Origin of the sequence: Paenarthrobacter sp. FR1 (genome assembly GCF_051106045.1) — a bacterium.
Lineage (GTDB): Bacteria > Actinomycetota > Actinomycetes > Actinomycetales > Micrococcaceae > Arthrobacter > Arthrobacter nitroguajacolicus_A.
This window is the reverse complement of the sequence record NZ_JBPFSF010000005.1, coordinates 250,130-266,125: the sequence shown is the minus strand read 5'-3', so window position 1 is coordinate 266,125 and position 15,996 is coordinate 250,130. Positions and strand designations below refer to the sequence as shown.

Genomic DNA, 15,996 nt, shown 5'->3' with positions numbered 1-15,996 from the left:
CCAGTCCGAAATCCAGAACCAGGACCCACCATGACCAGAATCTTCAACGATCCCGCCGACTTCGCTGACGAAGCCCTCGCCGGTTTCTGCGATGCCCATTCGGACCTCGTCCGCCAGGTGGAAGGCGGCGCTGTCCGTCGCAGTCGCCCGGCAACTCCGAAGGTCGCCGTCATCACCGGCGGCGGCTCAGGACACTACCCGGCCTTCGCCGGCATCATCGGGCCGGGCTTCGCTGACGGTGCCGTGGTGGGCAACATTTTCACCTCGCCGTCGTCGCAGCAGGCCTATTCCGTGGCCAAGGCCGCCAACTCCGGAGCCGGCGTCGTGTTCACCTACGGTAACTACGCCGGCGATGTCATGAACTTCGGCATGGCCAGTGAGCGCCTGAATGTCGAGGGAATCACCACTCAAAATGTGCTGGTTACGGACGACATCGCCAGTGCCTCCCTGGAGGAGATCGAGAAGCGCCGCGGCATAGCCGGTGACTTCGTGGTCTTCAAGGTCATGGGAGCTGCTGCCGAAGCCGGGCTGGACCTTGACGCCGTGGTTCGTTTGGGGCGCAAGGCGAATGAGTTGACCCGGACCATTGGCACGGCGTTCAGCGGCTGCACCTTCCCCGGTGCCGACCAGCCATTGTTCAGCCTTCCCGAAGGACAGATGGGCCTGGGCCTTGGTATCCACGGCGAACCCGGGCTGTTCGATACCAAGCTGCCGTCCGCCGTCGAACTTGGCCAGGAACTGGTCCGGCGCGTCCTCGCCGAAACTCCGGCGGCGTCCCGGCGACTCGCTGTGATCCTCAACGGCTTGGGTTCCACCAAGCATGAGGAGCTATTCGTCCTCTGGCGGACCGTGGCTCCCCTGCTCCGCAAAGCCGGCTACACGCTGGTGATGCCCGAGGTGGGCGAGCTGGTGACCAGCCTGGACATGGCCGGCGCCTCGCTGACGCTGACGTGGCTGGACGACGAGCTTGAGCAGTACTGGACCGCTCCGGCACTGACGCCGGCGTACCGTCGGGGTGCTGTGGGCTTTGACGTGGCTTCCTCGGACACAGCCGAAGATGCGTTGGACGCCACCGCCGCTGCCGACTACTCCTCCACAGAGGCCTCCCGCGCCTACGCACGGCAGTGCCTGAAGGCCTTGGACACCACCGCAGCATTGTTGCGCGACTCGGAGGCGATGCTGGGCGACATGGACGCAATCGCTGGCGACGGTGACCACGGCCGCGGCATGGTCCGTGGATCCGCCGCCGCTCACGACGCGGCCGCCGTTGCTCTTGAACGCGGCGCGGGAGCCGGTTCCCTCCTTGCCGCTGCGGGCGATGCCTGGGCAGACAAGGCCGGAGGTACGTCGGGCGTCCTGTGGGGTGCCGGGCTCCGCGCCTTTGGTGAGCGCTTGGGTGACGCAGAGACCCCGACGCCGGACGTCCTCGCAGAGTCTGTTCGCGCCTTCGCGGACCGCATCGCGAGCCTTGGAAAGGCCGAGATGGGCGACAAGACCATGATGGATGCCCTGCTTCCGTTCGCGTCCTCGTTGGAGGACCGCGTGGCTGCCGGGACTGACCTGGAGAACGCGTGGGCAGCTGCTGCGGCCGACGCCACCGCCGCCGCTGCCTCCACTGCGGAACTTCGCCCGTTGAAGGGCCGTGCCCGGCCACTGGCCGAGAAGAGCATCGGCACGCCGGATCCAGGGGCGACGTCGCTCGCCATGGTGTTCGCCGCCGTCGGGCCTCATTTCACTGCAGTTCCCGTCCCCGCCGCAGCAACAAACTAGGAGAATTTCATGCGCATTATCGTGGGCGCCGACGAAGCCGGCGTTGATTACAAAGACCGAATCATGGCCGATCTTCAGACTGACTCCCGGATTACCGAAGTGATCGACATCGGGGTGAATCGGGCAGACGAAGACTTCACCAGGCCCTACCCTTACGTGGGCATCGCTGCCGGAGAGATGATCCGCGACGGTAAGGCGGACCGGGCCATTCTCTTCTGTGGCACGGGAATCGGCGTAGCGATCGCGGCCAACAAGGTTCCGGGCATCAGGGCGACGGCAGCCCACGACTCGTTCTCCGTGGAGCGGTCAATCCTGTCCAACGACTGCCAGGTCCTCACCATGGGCCAGCGAGTGGTGGGCGTGGAGCTCGCCCGTCGCTTGGCCAAGGAATGGATCGGCTACGCGTTCGATCCCGAGTCCGGGTCAGCCGCAAAGGTCAAGGTGCTGAGCGACTTCGAGGGCTGCTAGGGGCACGTATCGGTTACTCGGCCCTTCCCGTCCTCGACCTCCGGGAAGGAAACCGTGGTTTAGACGGCATGAAGAACCAAAACAGGAAAATCAGGGCCAGCATGAATTGTCGCGGTGGTATCGCGCTCCACGACTATCCGCGTCTAGCGTCGGTCACGGCCCGGCAACGCGTCGTTCGATTGGCCCGGGCCGCCCCATCAGTAGCATTGGTCCAAATACGCCGGACCAGGAGAGCTGTTGCCCTACATCGTTGACTTCAAGAACGTATCTACCGTGGGACTTGAGTCCTCGCCCGTGGCCGAGGCCGCTGCCGGGCTGCGGGCCAACGAAGCCCGCTATTACAAGAACAAGTACGACCACGATTTCACAGTGAGCCCCGCCGAAGAGCTCCCCGAGGTAGTGGACAGGGTGAGCCGGATCCTCAAGGAAGAACGCGACATCGTGATCAAGTCCAGGCCGCTGGAAGCCACAACTTTCCAGGTGGAGGACTTGCAGATGGCATACGTGTTCTACGAGTCGGGCCTGTCCATCAATGTCATGTACAGCACGGGCGAGGGAAAGCGGGCTGTGGGCTTTAAGCTCGCCGACGGCATGGACGTCCCCGAGGAACTGGACTCGAAGTTCAAGTTCGCCCGCCAAAAGTCGAAGCTGGCCGGAACGATCCGTGGCTCCTACTTCGTGATCAAGGGCGAGTACTGAGCCTAAAGCCCAGCAGCCTAGGGCAGGCCTAGAACCCGCCGCCACCGCCGGTATCGCCTGCCATGTTGGCGAAGCGTGAGTAGTGGCCCTGGAAGGCAACCACGATGTCCTTGGTGGGACCGTTACGGTGCTTGGCAATGAGGATGTCGGCTTCGCCGGCACGCGGCGATTCTTTGTCGTAGACGTCTTCACGGTGAAGCAGGATGACCATGTCGGCGTCCTGCTCGATGGAGCCTGATTCACGGAGGTCGGAGACCATGGGGCGCTTGTCCTGGCGCTGCTCGGAACCACGGTTCAGCTGTGACAGCGCGATGACGGGAACCTGCAACTCCTTGGCCAGCAGCTTGAGGGCACGCGAGAACTCGGAGACTTCCTGCTGGCGGGACTCCACCTTCTTGCCGGAGCTCATGAGCTGGAGGTAGTCGAGGATCACCAGCTTGAGGTCATGCTGCTGCTTCAAGCGGCGGCACTTCGCCCTGATCTCCATGAGCGACATGTTGGGGCTGTCATCGATGAACAGCGGAGCGTCGTTCATGCGGCCCATGGTGGTGGCGATCTTGGACCACTGCTCGTCCTTGATGGTGCCCTTGCGGAGGTCCTGCAGGCCGATAGTGGCTTCTGCGGACAGAAGACGCATGGCGATCTCGTTCCGGCCCATTTCCAGGGAGAACATGACTGTAGCCAGGTTGTTCTTGATGGCGGCGGAGCGCGCGAAGTCCAGTGCGAACGTGGACTTACCAACAGCAGGACGGGCTGCGATAACAATCATCTGGCCCGGGTGGAGTCCGTGCGTCAGTTCATCGAGTTCGTAGAAACCGGTGGGAACGCCGGTCATGCCTTCGCCACGGTGGCCGGACGCTTCGATCTCGTCCACGGTGGATTCCATGACGTCCTTCAACGCCACGTAGTCCTCAGCGGTGCGCTTTTCCGCAACTGCATAGACCTCGGCCTGTGCCTGGTTGACGAGGTCTTCCACCTCGCCGTCCTGGCCGTAGCCCATCTGGACGATCTTGGTACCGGCGTTCACCAAGCGGCGGAGCACAGCCCGCTCAGCGACGATCTCGGCGTAGTATCCCGCGTTGGCCGCGGTGGGAACCGTCTGGATGAGTTCGTGGAGGTAAGCGGGACCCCCGATTCGGTTGATCTCGCCGCGCTTGGTCAGTTCGTCCGAGACCGTCACGGCATCGGCAGGTTCGCCGCGACCGTAGAGGTCGATGATCGATTCGTAGATCGTCTCGTGCGCCGGACGGTAGAAGTCATGTCCGCGGACGATCTCGACGACGTCGGCTATCGCGTCCTTGGACAGCATCATGCCGCCGAGTACTGACTGCTCAGCAGGGATGTCCTGGGGAGGTTTCCGGCTCGAGTCGGAAGCGCGTGTGCCCTCGATTGAGTCCAAGTGCGTAACTGACAAAGCCGTCCTCCATTTGTGTACCGCTGCAGAGATGTGGTCCCTGGCGGTCCGTAAAGCGCAGTGTGTGGTTACGGGCCCGCCTGGTGCATCTGACGATGCCAGTCAGGTCAGACAAAATAGCCATATCCACAAGTTATCCACAGTCGATTTCCTTGGTCCTCCAAAACCAGCTGAATTTTCGGAGCCCCAGAAAGCCTGCGTGGGATATTCGTGCCCTAAATGGACACTTCAGACACGTTACAGCAGCGGCCTGACACCCCCTGTGGAAAACCTGTGGAGTACCACCCCCACGTTGTGCACAGACTGTGGGTTAGTCTGTGGATAGAGAAATTCTTTTCAAGGAAAGTAGCCTCTGACCTGCGAAAACGTTCCTCACACGCTGTGGACCAAAGAAAGATTCTGCGGATATTAATCCACAGATCGAAAGGTTCAGTCATTCGCCCGGGCCGGCTAAACCCCCGCAAACATGCCCCAAATGTGATGCATCTTACAGTGAGGGTCTCAATTTGACACCGTCCTCTCAGAAGCTTATGCCGGAGGTGGAATGTGCTGTGGATAACGGAGTTCTGGCATAAGCTCTAGGCATGGGGATGAACTTTGGTGACGTGTTGACGATTGCCCTTCCGCTTCTCGTCCTCGTTGGGCTGTTATGGGCGCTCACAGCAGCCTTCAAGCCGCGCGACACGGGCGTTTCCGACGCCGAGAGGTACCAGCGCGAACTGGCCGCCCGTTCTGCCGCGCATCAGGCCTCCCAAGTGCAGGAAGCATTGGCGCTCCGCGCCCGTATCGAGGCCACCACCAAACCGAGCCAGAACGAGGCCAGCCATAGGGAGCAGGCGGAGAACTCCAGGACTGCCCTCCAGGCCCAGGCAGCACGCTCACATGCTGCCGGCCAAACGGGCCATCAGCCGGCCGTACTTCCGAATGGCCAGCTGAATCCGCAGCTGGCGTTCGAGCTGCAAAACCTGGTCCGCAGTGGGAAAAAGATCGAAGCCATCAAAGTCCTGCGCCAGGCCACCCATTCAGATTTGCTTACCGCCAAGAACTACGTAGATCGGCTCTGACAACGCCATGGATTCCATCCTCATTCCGCTCCTGATCCTCGTTGCGGTCATTGCGGGCGTGCTCCTTCTTATTCGCTCTTTCACCAAGCGCTCGGCTGAAAGCAAAGCTGATCTCGCAGCTGCGAATGCCCCCAAGGATCCCGTGGAGCTGGCCAAGGAATCTGCGGCCAAGCTGAATCAGGAACAGCACCGACAGCTCTATTCGCTCATCGCGCAAGGACAGGGCATGGCGGCCATCAAGCTCTACCTGCAGGCTACGGGCGAGGGCCTGCGGGCGTCCCGGAACGCCGTGGGCGCACTGGCTGCGCATCCTCAGCCGTTTACGCCCGAAGCCCCGGCCAAGGACCTCCTGGCGGACGACGACGACGAGCCGGAGCGCTTCCCCTACCGCTACCGGGCAATCGTCAGCAAGGGGGACGTGACCCGGGAAGTGAGCAGCAACATGCTCAACGATGAGATCTACGGACGAATCCGCACGCTGGCAAAAAGCGGTGACGTGGAGGGTGCGGCACTCGCTTTGACGCGCCATTCGGACATCAACATCAAGCAGGCCCGCGAATTCATCGAGCTGCTGGGTGACTGATGTAGCAGTACCGTCGAAGGGGCGCTGAATGGCGAGGGCACCAATCGTTTACAAGACCACGCACCGGGTCAAGTTCTCAGAGCTCGATCCTTACAACCACGTGAACACCGGCGTCTACGCGTCCTACTACGCAGATCACCGGATGGAAGGCCTGCGGGAGTATGTTGGCTGGGATCTGGAGACTCTGGGCAAGCTGCCATTCATGGTCTGGGTCCGGAGGATGGAAATCGATTTTCTGCGTCCCGCCCGGGGCGATCAGGAGATCGTCATCACATCGTTCGTGCGCGAATTCCGTGGTTCCAACGCACTGATCGAGTGCTCCATGGCGGACTCCGGCGGAAATCCCGTATCGCGCTGCCTCATGACGGTTGCCTACGTCGACAAAGAAACGAGTCGCGCAAGTGACTGGCCCGCCGACGTGATGTCGCTGTTCTTCGAGAAAGAAACCTCCTGAGCGCATTCCCTGCCCGTCGGGGCAGGGACCACTTCCGCCCCGGCCACGGAGACTAAAAGTCGAACAGATCCCCCAAGAAACCTTCCTTCTTCTTGCGCTTACGGCCGTACTGGTCGCGATCGCCATCGCGGCGGTCGTAGTCCCTCCGGTCGTAGTTCCGCCTGTCCCTATCCTCGTACCGCGGCTGCTGGGGCCGGGACTCGAAGGGGTTGTAGAGGGGCGGCGGCGCAATTGGTGGCTGGGACGGCGCGGCGGCAGGCCGGGCAGGTCCGGGAATGGTTTCTGCCGCGACGCGATCAATGATCTTGTCCAGCTCTCCGCGATCCAGCCACACTCCCCTGCACTGCGGGCAGTAGTCAATCTCCACGCCGCTTCGTTCGCTCATCACCAGGTCAATGGAATCCACAGGACACTTCATGCTTGCCCCAACGACCGGACCCGGCAATTAGTTCGCCCTATCTGCCTGCTGATATTCCAGCGAGCAGCTGCTCGAACGGCAGCGACTCCAGGGCGTCGTTCTTGCGATGCGGTTGGGGGCCGTTGAGCAATTGCACGAGTTCACCCGCAGCCCGGTCCACCCGCGACGAGAGGGGCGATCCGCCGTCGTCGGTGTTTCCCCAGTCCTGTGGTCCCGCAAAGACGCCTGTTGCGGCAGTCCTGGTGCGCAGGTAGCTGAACAGGGGGCGCATGGCGTAGTCAAGCACCATCTGGTGGCGGTCGGTGCCGCCCGTCGCGCCGAGCAGCACGGCCTTGCCGTCCAGGGACTTGGGATCGAGGACGTCGATGAACGACTTGAACAGACCGCTGTAGGAGGCGCTGAAGACGGGGCTGACGGCGATGATGGCGTCGGAATCCTCGACGCCGGCGATCACCTCTGCGAGGCGCGGGGCGGCATAGCCGGTGACGAAATTGTTGGCGATGTCCACGGCGAGGTCGCGTAGTTCCACGACGTCGATCCGGGGCTCGTAGCCGGCCGCACGCAACTGCCGCTCGGTAGAGGCGGCCAGCTGATCGGCCAGCAAGCGGCTCGACGACGGGACGCCGAGTCCGGCGGAAAGTACGGTGATGCGGCGGGTTTCCATGGCATTCTCCTGTTGCTCGTTCATCCAGCTTACATGCGTTTGCATCTAAATCAATGAACGGAGGGGCGCTCGAAAGTATTCCCCTAAGGCCCTAGGGCGTCCCCAGTTGCCTCAAGAACGCCACGGAGGCTGCGGAAATCTGCTCTTGCGCCACCTCTCGGCTGATCTGCGGATCCCCGTCGCCGGGCTGCGGACCGTAGCTCCCAAAGTAGGCATGGTTTCCGCCCTGAACCGCGACGAAGGTGGCATCGAGGGGCAGCAAGTCGCGGGAAGCCTCGATCTTCGCCGGCGTACTGAGACCATCCCTGGTTCCGGAAATGGACAGGACCTCCAGCCCCGCGCGGTCACGCAAGGAGTCCAGCGGATATGAGCCGTAGAGGAGCAGCCCACTCACGTCCGGGTTGCCCAGGGCGAAGGAACTCGCGGTGACACCGCCCAGTGAATGCCCTCCCACCGCCCACGTTGCAATATCCGGGTGGTCCGCCATGACGCCCCGCGCCTGGTTTCCGTCTAACAGGCTGAGGTTCAGCGGTGTCTTTAGGATGACCACCAGGAAGCCCGCGTCCACGGCCGGCTTGAGGATGTCCGCGTACGCCCGGGCCTCCACGCGTGCACCGGGGTAGAAGATCAATCCCTCTGTGGCTGGCGCGCCCTCTGGCGTCATGGTGATCGCAGTCGGCGACTCTGCCACGGGCGCCTCCGTTGATCCCGGGGCGGCGGCGCCAGCCTGGTAGGCGAACGGGTTGAGCCAAACCAGCATGGCCACCAACGCAAGGACGGCAACCCGCCCTGCCCACGCCCCCACAGCGCGCACGGCAGAACGGCTCCGGAATGCCTGGCGGCCTCGCCACAGCAAGACTCCCCACACGACCCCGACCACGACTGCCGCCACCAACAGCGACGGCAGCAGGGGATGCCCACGCAGGACAGCAGGGTTACCCACCAACATCCAGGCCGGGGCCAGGATCAGGGCCGCAACACACGCCGCAGATGCCCAGTACAGGGAAGTCCACGACAGGGCGGGGCGGCGCGTTGTGGCAGGTTCCTCGGAATTTGTGGTCACCATCCAAGAATAGTTCCATCATGGAGATAATTCCCAAACGACAGAAAGCTACTACCGCCTGGCGGCGTGAGTGGACAGGAAGTCAAAAGTCCTGTCCCGCGCCTCGCGGGCCTCGTCGAAGTTCAGATGGAACTGGTACTCGTGCGGCAGCTCAGGCTCATGGTTTGCGGGCCAGAACAGTTCGGTCACCGGCACGCCGGCCTCTTTCAAGCGGTTGCTGTACGGTACGGACTGAAGCCACGTGAGACCGTCGCCATTGCCGCCGCTGATGAACGTCGGCGGCAGGTCGGCAGTGACGAAATCAATGGTGGACATGGTGGCTCCCGCATAGGTGGCGGACCAATCCTTGGTACCGGTGTAAGCCCAGAGGGAGGTCTTGAAGCCCCAAGCGACGATGCCGCTCAGGTCAGCCATGGCCCGGAGGTCATAGACCCCGCAATGCAGGATGGTGGCGGCAAGCTCAGACTTTTGGAGCGCGGGCGTGATTCCCATCAGGTTGGCGTATTCAGGGTTCACGGTCAGCGTTGCCATCTGGCTGGCAAGCTGGCCGCCCGCAGAGTCGCCGGCCAAAACTATCCGGCTGGTATCCACGTTCAGCTCTGCGGCGTGCGCCTTGATGTAGGCAAGTGCGTCATTAATGTCTCGCACCGCAGTGGGGTAGGTGGCCTCGGGTGCGATGGGGTAGCTCAACCCGATGGTGGTGTAACCCTCCGCAGCGAGTATCTGAAGGTACGGATTCACATCGCGCTGGGCCCCGGAAATCCAAGCTCCCCCATGGATCCACACCACAGCGGGAAGCGGCGCGGTGGTCCCGGCAGGACTAAAGACATCGAAAGTTGAACCGGGCTTGTAGACAACACCCATTTCCGACTGCAGCGGTGTATCCGGGACGTATGGCGTCATCTCATCGATGGTCGCCTGCGCCCCACGCTCAAAGACACTGCGGATCAGCATCGCGGAAGGCCACGGAGTAGCCGAAAGAGCCAAGAGGACTACCAGCACCAGCAAGATCGCCAGGTCCAGCTTCCGCAGCCGTGACGATCGTTTTCGTGGAGGGCGCGAACCCGTACCGATACCCACTGATTCGCCCTGCTTCGTGCTGGCCTGGATCGATTCCAACGGTCCCATCACACACTCCCCCGGTCGGTGCACCTGTGGACCATGCTAAGGCCGCAGCAGCCTATCCCAACGTCAGTCCAACGGCCGTGCCGCTGAAAGCAGGACCCCCTCGCCGCCGTCGAACGTCACCGTATGAAAACCGGGACCACGCGCGACCTCCCGGAACCCCCACCCCCGGTGCAGGGCCAGCGAGGCCTGATTACGGGCATTGACCACATACCAGGCCTCGTTGGCCCGCTGCCAGATCCAGTTCAGCCTCGCTTCGGTGAGCTCCCCGGCCAGCCCCCTTCGGCGGAAATCGGGCAAAACTGTGACGCCAGCCAGATAATGGCCGGCCGGCGCCGGTCCGTCCGCAAAATCCCAAAGGTGCGTTTTCGCCCAACCCACGACGGCGACGCCTCCGCCCGCTGCCACGTTCGGTGACAGCTCGGCCATCAGGACCAAACGCTCGGGGTCGGCGATCGCCGCTTGGATGCTCGACGTGAAGCGTCCGGCGTTCGCGGGAGAAGTCCGCGCCGCGGCCAGGTCCACCGCAACGATGCCGGGCAGATCAGCTTTCGCGGCGGGTCGGATCACGAAAGTCATAGCGTGAGTCTAGTTTTCCCCCCGCGGCAGATCGGCCCCTACTGCCGCGACCCGATCTCGTCCATGGGTCGCCTCCGCAAGGTAGAACGGGTGGACACGGCAACAGCGATCACTGCCAGTGCGCACATGGACCCGATCACGGTGAGGCTCGGGAGCACCGAGAGGTGCGGGAGCGGATGCCCGCTGATGCCGACACTCATTCCTACGAGCGGCGGAACGGCAATGGCGACACCGAACATCACTGCTAGTACTGCGACTATCAAGGACTCCTTCCGCATCATGGCGCGGACCTGCCTTCGACTGGCTCCGATGAGCTGCATCAATGCAAACTCGCGTGATCGTTGTCCTGTGGCCATCATGAGGGTATTCACCACGGCAATCGCAATATAGCCAAGGATCACCACTAGAGCCACCACGCTCACCCACCCCTGTTGCGACCGTTCCGCCGCACCGGCCGCGCCCAAACCGCTGCCACCACTCACCTCAAAGCCGGAATCCGACAACACCTGACGCGTGGCATCACTATCGTCGCCGGTCCCAACCAGCGCAAACCCGTTAAGCCCTGAGGCTGTGTGGGAACGCACCACGTCATTGGACATGGTCACATCGCCGAATCCCAACCCGCGTTCGTAAATTGCCACCACCGTTGCCTCCACCGGCGCGCCATCACCAAAGTAGCCAGCCACGTCGTCGCCCACGTTGAGTCCAAGTGCCTGCCGCGCGTTACTGCTCAGGGCGATCCGGTGGTCTCCTGTGAGGGCTTCCAAGGATCCCTCCTGCACCTTCAGGTCCATGGTTCCTGCTGTGGCCAGTGGACGAATGCCCTGCAGAACGAAACCGGAACTGCTGGGCGGCTGGTCTCCGTACGCGACGGCCTGCTGGAGCACCGCCTGGCTCACGGTTACGGGATTAACCACGGCAACACCGGGTGTCGCCGCGATGTCCTCCACGCGCTCGTTCGAAAGACCGCCGGGGGCGCTCACACGCAGTTGGGCAACGACGCCCGCCTGAGCCTGAAGGTTCGCCTCATTGGCCAGGATGGAGGGCGCACCGATTTGGACGAGTCCCAATGAGATCCCCAAGGCTATGGGCGTGATTGCCGAGGCGAGCCGAGGCGCGTTGGCCGCGCTGTTGGCCGAGGCGAGGTAGGTGGAAGCCGACTTCCAGTGAAACAACGAGGCGATCCAACGAACGGCGAAGGCAACCAGTACGGGTCCAAGCAGAGCGAGCGAAATGATGAGGATGATCGCGGCCCCCGCTGCCGCACCTGCGGCACTCTGTCCCCTTACGGCCAATGGCACCGCCGAGAGCAACAGTCCTGCCGCGCCCAAGGCGATACCGGTGATACGCCGCGCGCGACCGATCGATACTGGACCATTCGCGGCTTCCTGCAGCGCCTCCACGGGGTCGATCCGGGCGGGGCGCCTGGCCGCGATCCTGGCTGCGCTCCAGCCGGCGACGAGCACCAGGATGGTGGCACCCAGAGCCGGCAGCGGGCTGAACGCGAGCGCGAAGTCACCTGGGATGAGGCCGGCTTGCACGAATGCACTCTGAAGCACAGTGGCGAGCAGATAGCCTGGCGCGGCACCAAGGATTGCGGCGACGAGGCCCACCGCGAACACTTCCCTGGCAACCAGACGGTGCACTTGGGCGGGTTCTGCTCCGACGGCACGCAGCAGGGCGAAGTCCCGGCGCCGGGACTGCATGGAGAGGGACAGCGTGCTTGAGACAATGAACATCGCCACGAGCAGGCACGTACTTGCGAAAGCCGCACCGACAGTTACCAGTGAGGAGCGGGCCGCCCCGGAGTCGAGGAACTCCACATCACCCCTGGCGTCTCCGGTTTGCACGCTGAGGTTTGGGAACTTGGCGGCGATGTCCGCCGCGAGCGCCACGGGTGCGGTGCCCTCAGCGGCGGCGATACCCAGCACTTGCGCGGCGCCGCCACGCGGATCCAGTTGCGCGATCCTATCCTCGCTGAGAAAGGCGTGTTCCGCCCGTACTGGTTCTACCGGCGCAGCGGCGATGCCCACAACCCGGTATTCGGCACGGATTCCGCCGTGTGCCAGAGGGACGATGTCGCCGATTGCTGCAGCCGTGGACTCTGTCAGCACCACTTCGTCAGCCGCCGAAGGGGCTCGCCCCTCCCGTATCCCGAACCCGCTCATGGACGATGCGGACCAAGGATGTGCATCGATGCGGCGCTCTGCGGACGCCATTGGAACCGTGACATCCGCAGCTACGGAAGCGACCCCCGGGAGTTTGGAGATCTCCTGCTCAGTTCCAGCCGGAAGTAAAACGCGTTCAATCAATGGCACCGGGAGGTCCCCGTAGATCGACAGGGACTGTTTGCCGCCAACCACCACATCGGCCGCTGAGTAGCGTTCGGGTACCAAGCCGCCACGAAGGCCGGACTCGATGAGTACGCCGAGGCCCGTCATGAGCATGGTGGCGACAAAAACCGACACCGCTACCCCCGCAAAGCTGATGCGGTTTTGACGGAGATCGGCGCGGACCAGTCGGTTGAAGCTGAGGTTTTTGTTGGCCATCACCATTCCCCCAGTGAGGTCATCCGGCGGGTGATTTCCGCCGGAGTGGCGCCGTCGAGGTGTCCTGCGAAGGCACCATCGGCGAGGAAGAGGATCCGGTCTGCCTGGGAAGCCACTACCGGATCGTGTGTCACAACAACCACCGTTTGGTGAAGCTCTCGGGCGGTGTGCGAGAGCAAATCCAGCACCTGCTTGGCGGAGCGGGAATCCAAGGCCCCGGTGGGTTCATCACCGAACACCACGTACGGTCTGGTGATCAACGCCCTGGCAATCGCAACCCGCTGCTGCTGTCCACCGGAGAGCGCGGAAGGGCGGCGGGACCTATGCTCGGCCAAGCCCACAGAGTCCAACAGGAAGTCCAACCAGCTTGGTTCCACGGACTTGTTGCCGAGCAGCAGCGGCAGGCATATGTTCTCCTCAACAGAAAGAGCCGGCAACAGGTTGTATGCCTGGAAGACAAAGCCCACGTGGTCGCGCCGGAATGCGCTGAGCACCTTCTTGGACAGGCCCGAAATCTCTGTGCCGCCCAGCCGCACCGACCCACTCGTGGGGGTGTCCAGACCCGCTGCGCAGTGCAGCAACGTGCTCTTTCCCGAGCCGGATGGTCCCATGATCGCTGTGAAGCTTCCCCGTTCCAGGGTGAACCCCACACCATCCAGCGCGGTGACTGATTGCGGCCCTGAGCCGTAGACCTTGACGATGGATTCGAGGCTGAGCACCTCGGCGGTTTGATGCGTCGCTTGGGCGATGCCAGGAAGAAGGGAAGTCATGTTTCAACGCTAGGGCGGTTGAACTCGTCTACCCATCCTGCCAACCACCGTAACGATGGTGGAGCTGGCTATACCGTGCCAGAGTGTAAGGAGTTTCCATCTGCTGCTCTTTCCAGCCACGCACGAAAGAAGACCATGACACACCAAACAATCGCCCCGCTGGACGGCGTCCGGGTCCTGGAACTCGGCAACTACATCGCCGCGCCCACCGCCGGCAGGCTGCTGGCCGACTTCGGAGCTGAGGTCATCAAGGTGGAGCGGCCCGGCACCGGCGACGAATTGCGTAACTGGCGCCTGCACAAGGGCAATACCTCCATGCTTTACCGCACCCTGAATCGCAACAAGAAGTCGGTGGTGCTGGATCTCCGCACGGCGGCGGGCAAGCAGGCAGTGCTGGAACTTGTGGCCAAGTGCGACATCCTGCTGGAGAACTTCCGGCCTGGCACCCTGGAAAAGTGGGGACTCGGTCCCGAAGTCCTCAACGAAGCCAACCCAGACCTCATCGTCACCCGCATTTCCGCCTTCGGACAGACGGGGCCGCTGTCCGAGCGGCCCGGTTTCGCCGCCGTCGCCGAAGCGTACGGAGGCTTCCGCAACCTGGTCGGTGACCCGGACCGGGCCCCCGTACGCGTGGGCGTCTCCATTGGAGACTCGATCGCAGGCCTGTACGCCGCCTTCGGTTCCATGATGAGCCTCTACCAGCGTGAAGCACGACGCCGGGACTCGGCTGGCGCTGTTCCGCTCACCGAGCGCATCATCGACGTCGCGCTGAACGAAGCCATGTTCTCCATGATGGAATCGCTGATCCCGGACTACCAGGCCTACGGCGTGGACCGGCAGCGTGTCGGTGGCCGTATGGAGGGGATCGCTCCCTCCAACGCCTACGTGTGCAAGGACGGCGCCAGCATCGTGGTGGCCGGCAACGGGGACTCAATCTTCCAGCGGTACATGCAGACCATCGGCCGCCCGGACCTGGCCGAGGACACGTCGCTCCAAACAAATGCCGGGCGCTGGGCGAAGCGTGAAGAGCTGGATCAGGCCATTGGCGAATGGGCCTCCGCGCTTTCAGCTGCCGATGCCTTGGCTGCCCTGGATGCGGCCGGCGTCCCGGCAGGTCCCATCTACACAGCCGCCGACATCAGCACGGACAGCCAATACGCCGCCCGCAACATGATTCAGAAGTTCGACGTTTCCACGGGCGAGGAAATTCTGCCCGGAGTGGGGTTCCCCGGGATTGTTCCCGTGATCGGGGACCAGTCCCTGCCTATCCGGAACCTCGGCCCCGACCTAGGCGAAAACACGCGAGAAATTCTTGGCGGACTCCTGAACATGGATGCCGCACAGATCGATGCGGCTTCAGGCCGCGAGGAGGCCCTCCGACCATGAAGCGCTTCGAAAGTCCCCTTGCTGCAACACTGGGCCGTGCCATCCTTCGGGATGTCACCCTGCGCGACGGTCTCCAGCTCACGGGCAAGCTCCTGCCTACGGAGCAGAAGATCGAAACAGTCCGCGAGCTGCTGCGTCTGGGCGTACCCGCCATCGAACTCGGCTCCATGGCGCGGGCCGATCTGGTGCCCACCATGGCGAACACGCTGGAAGTGGTCCAGGCGCTCAGCCCGGAGGAACTGGAAAAGTGCTGGATCTGGGTGGCGACACCGGGCCACGTGGCCAAGGCATCCGCCGCCGGAGCGCGGAACTTCCAGTACTGCTTGTCTGCCTCGGATTCGCACAACAAAGCAAACATCGGGCGGACTACGGACGAAAGCCTCGCCGCACTGCCTGAGGCTGTTGAGTACGCGCGAGCAGTGGATGGCCGGATTCAGCTGTGCATCGCGACGTCCTTCACCTGCCCCTTCGAGGGCTACGTCCCGGAGGAGCGCATCCTGTCGATCGCCAACGATCCCCGCGCTGAAGGCACCACGGACATCGTCATCTGCGACACCCTGGGGCAGGCTGTTCCGGCCCAGGTTGCCCGCCTGATCTCCCGCGTGCGCGACGAGTCCCCTGCCCGGCGGATCGTGTACCACGGCCACGACACCTGGGGGCTGGGCGTTGCCAACACCCTGGCGGCCATCCAAGCGGGCGCTGCCATGGTGGACGGTGCCCTCGGTGGGCTGGGAGGCTGCCCGTTCGCGCCCGGCGCCAGCGGCAACACCTCCAGCGAAGACATCTTGTTCGCCACCCGTCCCGAATGGCTGACGCCCGAGGTCTTCGGCGAGCTGGTAGTCCTGTCCGAGAAGTTGCTGGAAGAGTTGGGCGAACCGAACCGCTCCAAGGCCGCCCAAGGTGCCCGCTCCCGGGCTGAAGCCTTTGATTGGGTCGTGGGGAACCATTTCCTGGTCACCACCACCATTTCCGAACCCGGCATATAGCTTT

Annotated in this window: 16 protein-coding genes; 8 read left to right on the top strand and 8 right to left on the bottom strand. The window is 63.2% G+C overall.

The features are described from left to right. Positions 1–30: 30 nt before the first annotated feature. The 3 genes from ACR30Z_RS12255 (at position 31) to ACR30Z_RS12245 (ending at position 2,937) form a co-directional block, all read left to right on the top strand. Positions 31–1,770 (top strand): dihydroxyacetone kinase family protein, encoded by a 1,740-nt coding sequence (locus tag ACR30Z_RS12255; RefSeq protein WP_434372785.1) that lies wholly within the window; start codon positions 31–33, stop codon positions 1,768–1,770. 9 nt (positions 1,771–1,779) lie between these two features. Further along, a complete protein-coding gene (locus ACR30Z_RS12250) occupies positions 1,780–2,238 on the top strand; it encodes a ribose-5-phosphate isomerase (RefSeq protein WP_434372784.1) in 459 nt (152 codons plus the stop codon). 237 nt (positions 2,239–2,475) lie between these two features. Then, entirely contained in the window at positions 2,476–2,937 is a 462-nt protein-coding gene (locus tag ACR30Z_RS12245; RefSeq protein WP_434372783.1) for a phage tail protein, read from the top strand. A 28-nt stretch (positions 2,938–2,965) separates the two neighbouring features. On the opposite strand, the gene dnaB is transcribed toward ACR30Z_RS12245, so the two are convergent. Then, on the bottom strand, positions 2,966–4,351 hold the full coding sequence (gene dnaB / locus ACR30Z_RS12240) for a replicative DNA helicase (RefSeq protein ID WP_018779423.1): 1,386 nt from the start codon (positions 4,349–4,351) through the stop codon (positions 2,966–2,968). Between the two features lie 590 nt (positions 4,352–4,941). Between dnaB and ACR30Z_RS12235 the strand changes: the two genes are divergently transcribed. Genes ACR30Z_RS12235 through ACR30Z_RS12225 form a run of 3 tightly spaced genes read left to right on the top strand, consistent with a single transcriptional unit; the run spans position 4,942 to position 6,452 of the window. Beyond that, a complete protein-coding gene (locus tag ACR30Z_RS12235) occupies positions 4,942–5,415 on the top strand; it encodes a hypothetical protein (RefSeq protein ID WP_144649105.1) in 474 nt (157 codons plus the stop codon). Between the two features lie 7 nt (positions 5,416–5,422). Then, positions 5,423–5,998 carry a hypothetical protein gene (locus ACR30Z_RS12230; protein ID WP_144648843.1) on the top strand — a complete coding sequence of 192 codons (576 nt, stop codon included), beginning with the start codon at positions 5,423–5,425 and terminating at the stop codon, positions 5,996–5,998. A gap of 28 nt (positions 5,999–6,026) precedes the next feature. After that, positions 6,027–6,452: an acyl-CoA thioesterase gene (locus ACR30Z_RS12225; RefSeq protein ID WP_434372782.1), complete on the top strand. Its 426-nt coding sequence runs from the start codon at positions 6,027–6,029 to the stop codon at positions 6,450–6,452. Between the two features lie 52 nt (positions 6,453–6,504). On the opposite strand, the gene ACR30Z_RS12220 is transcribed toward ACR30Z_RS12225, so the two are convergent. The 7 genes from ACR30Z_RS12220 to ACR30Z_RS12190 form a co-directional block, all read right to left on the bottom strand. After that, the gene (locus tag ACR30Z_RS12220) at positions 6,505–6,858 is read right to left on the bottom strand and encodes a zf-TFIIB domain-containing protein (RefSeq protein ID WP_244296541.1); all 354 of its coding nucleotides are present in this window, start codon (positions 6,856–6,858) and stop codon (positions 6,505–6,507) included. 49 nt (positions 6,859–6,907) lie between these two features. After that, the gene (locus ACR30Z_RS12215; protein WP_144648846.1) at positions 6,908–7,534 is read right to left on the bottom strand and encodes an FMN reductase; all 627 of its coding nucleotides are present in this window, start codon (positions 7,532–7,534) and stop codon (positions 6,908–6,910) included. 91 nt (positions 7,535–7,625) lie between these two features. Beyond that, positions 7,626–8,600, bottom strand: coding sequence for an alpha/beta hydrolase (locus ACR30Z_RS12210; RefSeq protein WP_434372781.1), 975 nt, complete (start codon positions 8,598–8,600; stop codon positions 7,626–7,628). A 48-nt stretch (positions 8,601–8,648) separates the two neighbouring features. Further along, positions 8,649–9,725, bottom strand: a complete 1,077-nt coding sequence (locus tag ACR30Z_RS12205) for an alpha/beta hydrolase (protein WP_144648848.1) — start codon at positions 9,723–9,725, stop codon at positions 8,649–8,651. Between the two features lie 63 nt (positions 9,726–9,788). Further along, on the bottom strand, positions 9,789–10,301 hold the full coding sequence (locus ACR30Z_RS12200; RefSeq protein WP_434372780.1) for a GNAT family N-acetyltransferase: 513 nt from the start codon (positions 10,299–10,301) through the stop codon (positions 9,789–9,791). A 38-nt stretch (positions 10,302–10,339) separates the two neighbouring features. Beyond that, entirely contained in the window at positions 10,340–12,850 is a 2,511-nt protein-coding gene (locus ACR30Z_RS12195; RefSeq protein WP_434372778.1) for an ABC transporter permease, read from the bottom strand. Then, the gene (locus ACR30Z_RS12190; protein ID WP_144648851.1) at positions 12,850–13,620 is read right to left on the bottom strand and encodes an ABC transporter ATP-binding protein; all 771 of its coding nucleotides are present in this window, start codon (positions 13,618–13,620) and stop codon (positions 12,850–12,852) included. The genes ACR30Z_RS12195 and ACR30Z_RS12190 overlap by 1 nt, the downstream gene beginning before the upstream one ends. 135 nt (positions 13,621–13,755) lie before the next feature. On the opposite strand from ACR30Z_RS12190, the gene ACR30Z_RS12185 reads away from it, so the two are divergent. Further along, positions 13,756–15,006 (top strand): CaiB/BaiF CoA transferase family protein, encoded by a 1,251-nt coding sequence (locus ACR30Z_RS12185; protein WP_434372776.1) that lies wholly within the window; start codon positions 13,756–13,758, stop codon positions 15,004–15,006. Beyond that, positions 15,003–15,992, top strand: a complete 990-nt coding sequence (locus ACR30Z_RS12180; RefSeq protein ID WP_434372774.1) for a hydroxymethylglutaryl-CoA lyase — start codon at positions 15,003–15,005, stop codon at positions 15,990–15,992. The genes ACR30Z_RS12185 and ACR30Z_RS12180 overlap by 4 nt, the downstream gene beginning before the upstream one ends. The last annotated feature ends 4 nt before the right edge of the window (positions 15,993–15,996 follow it).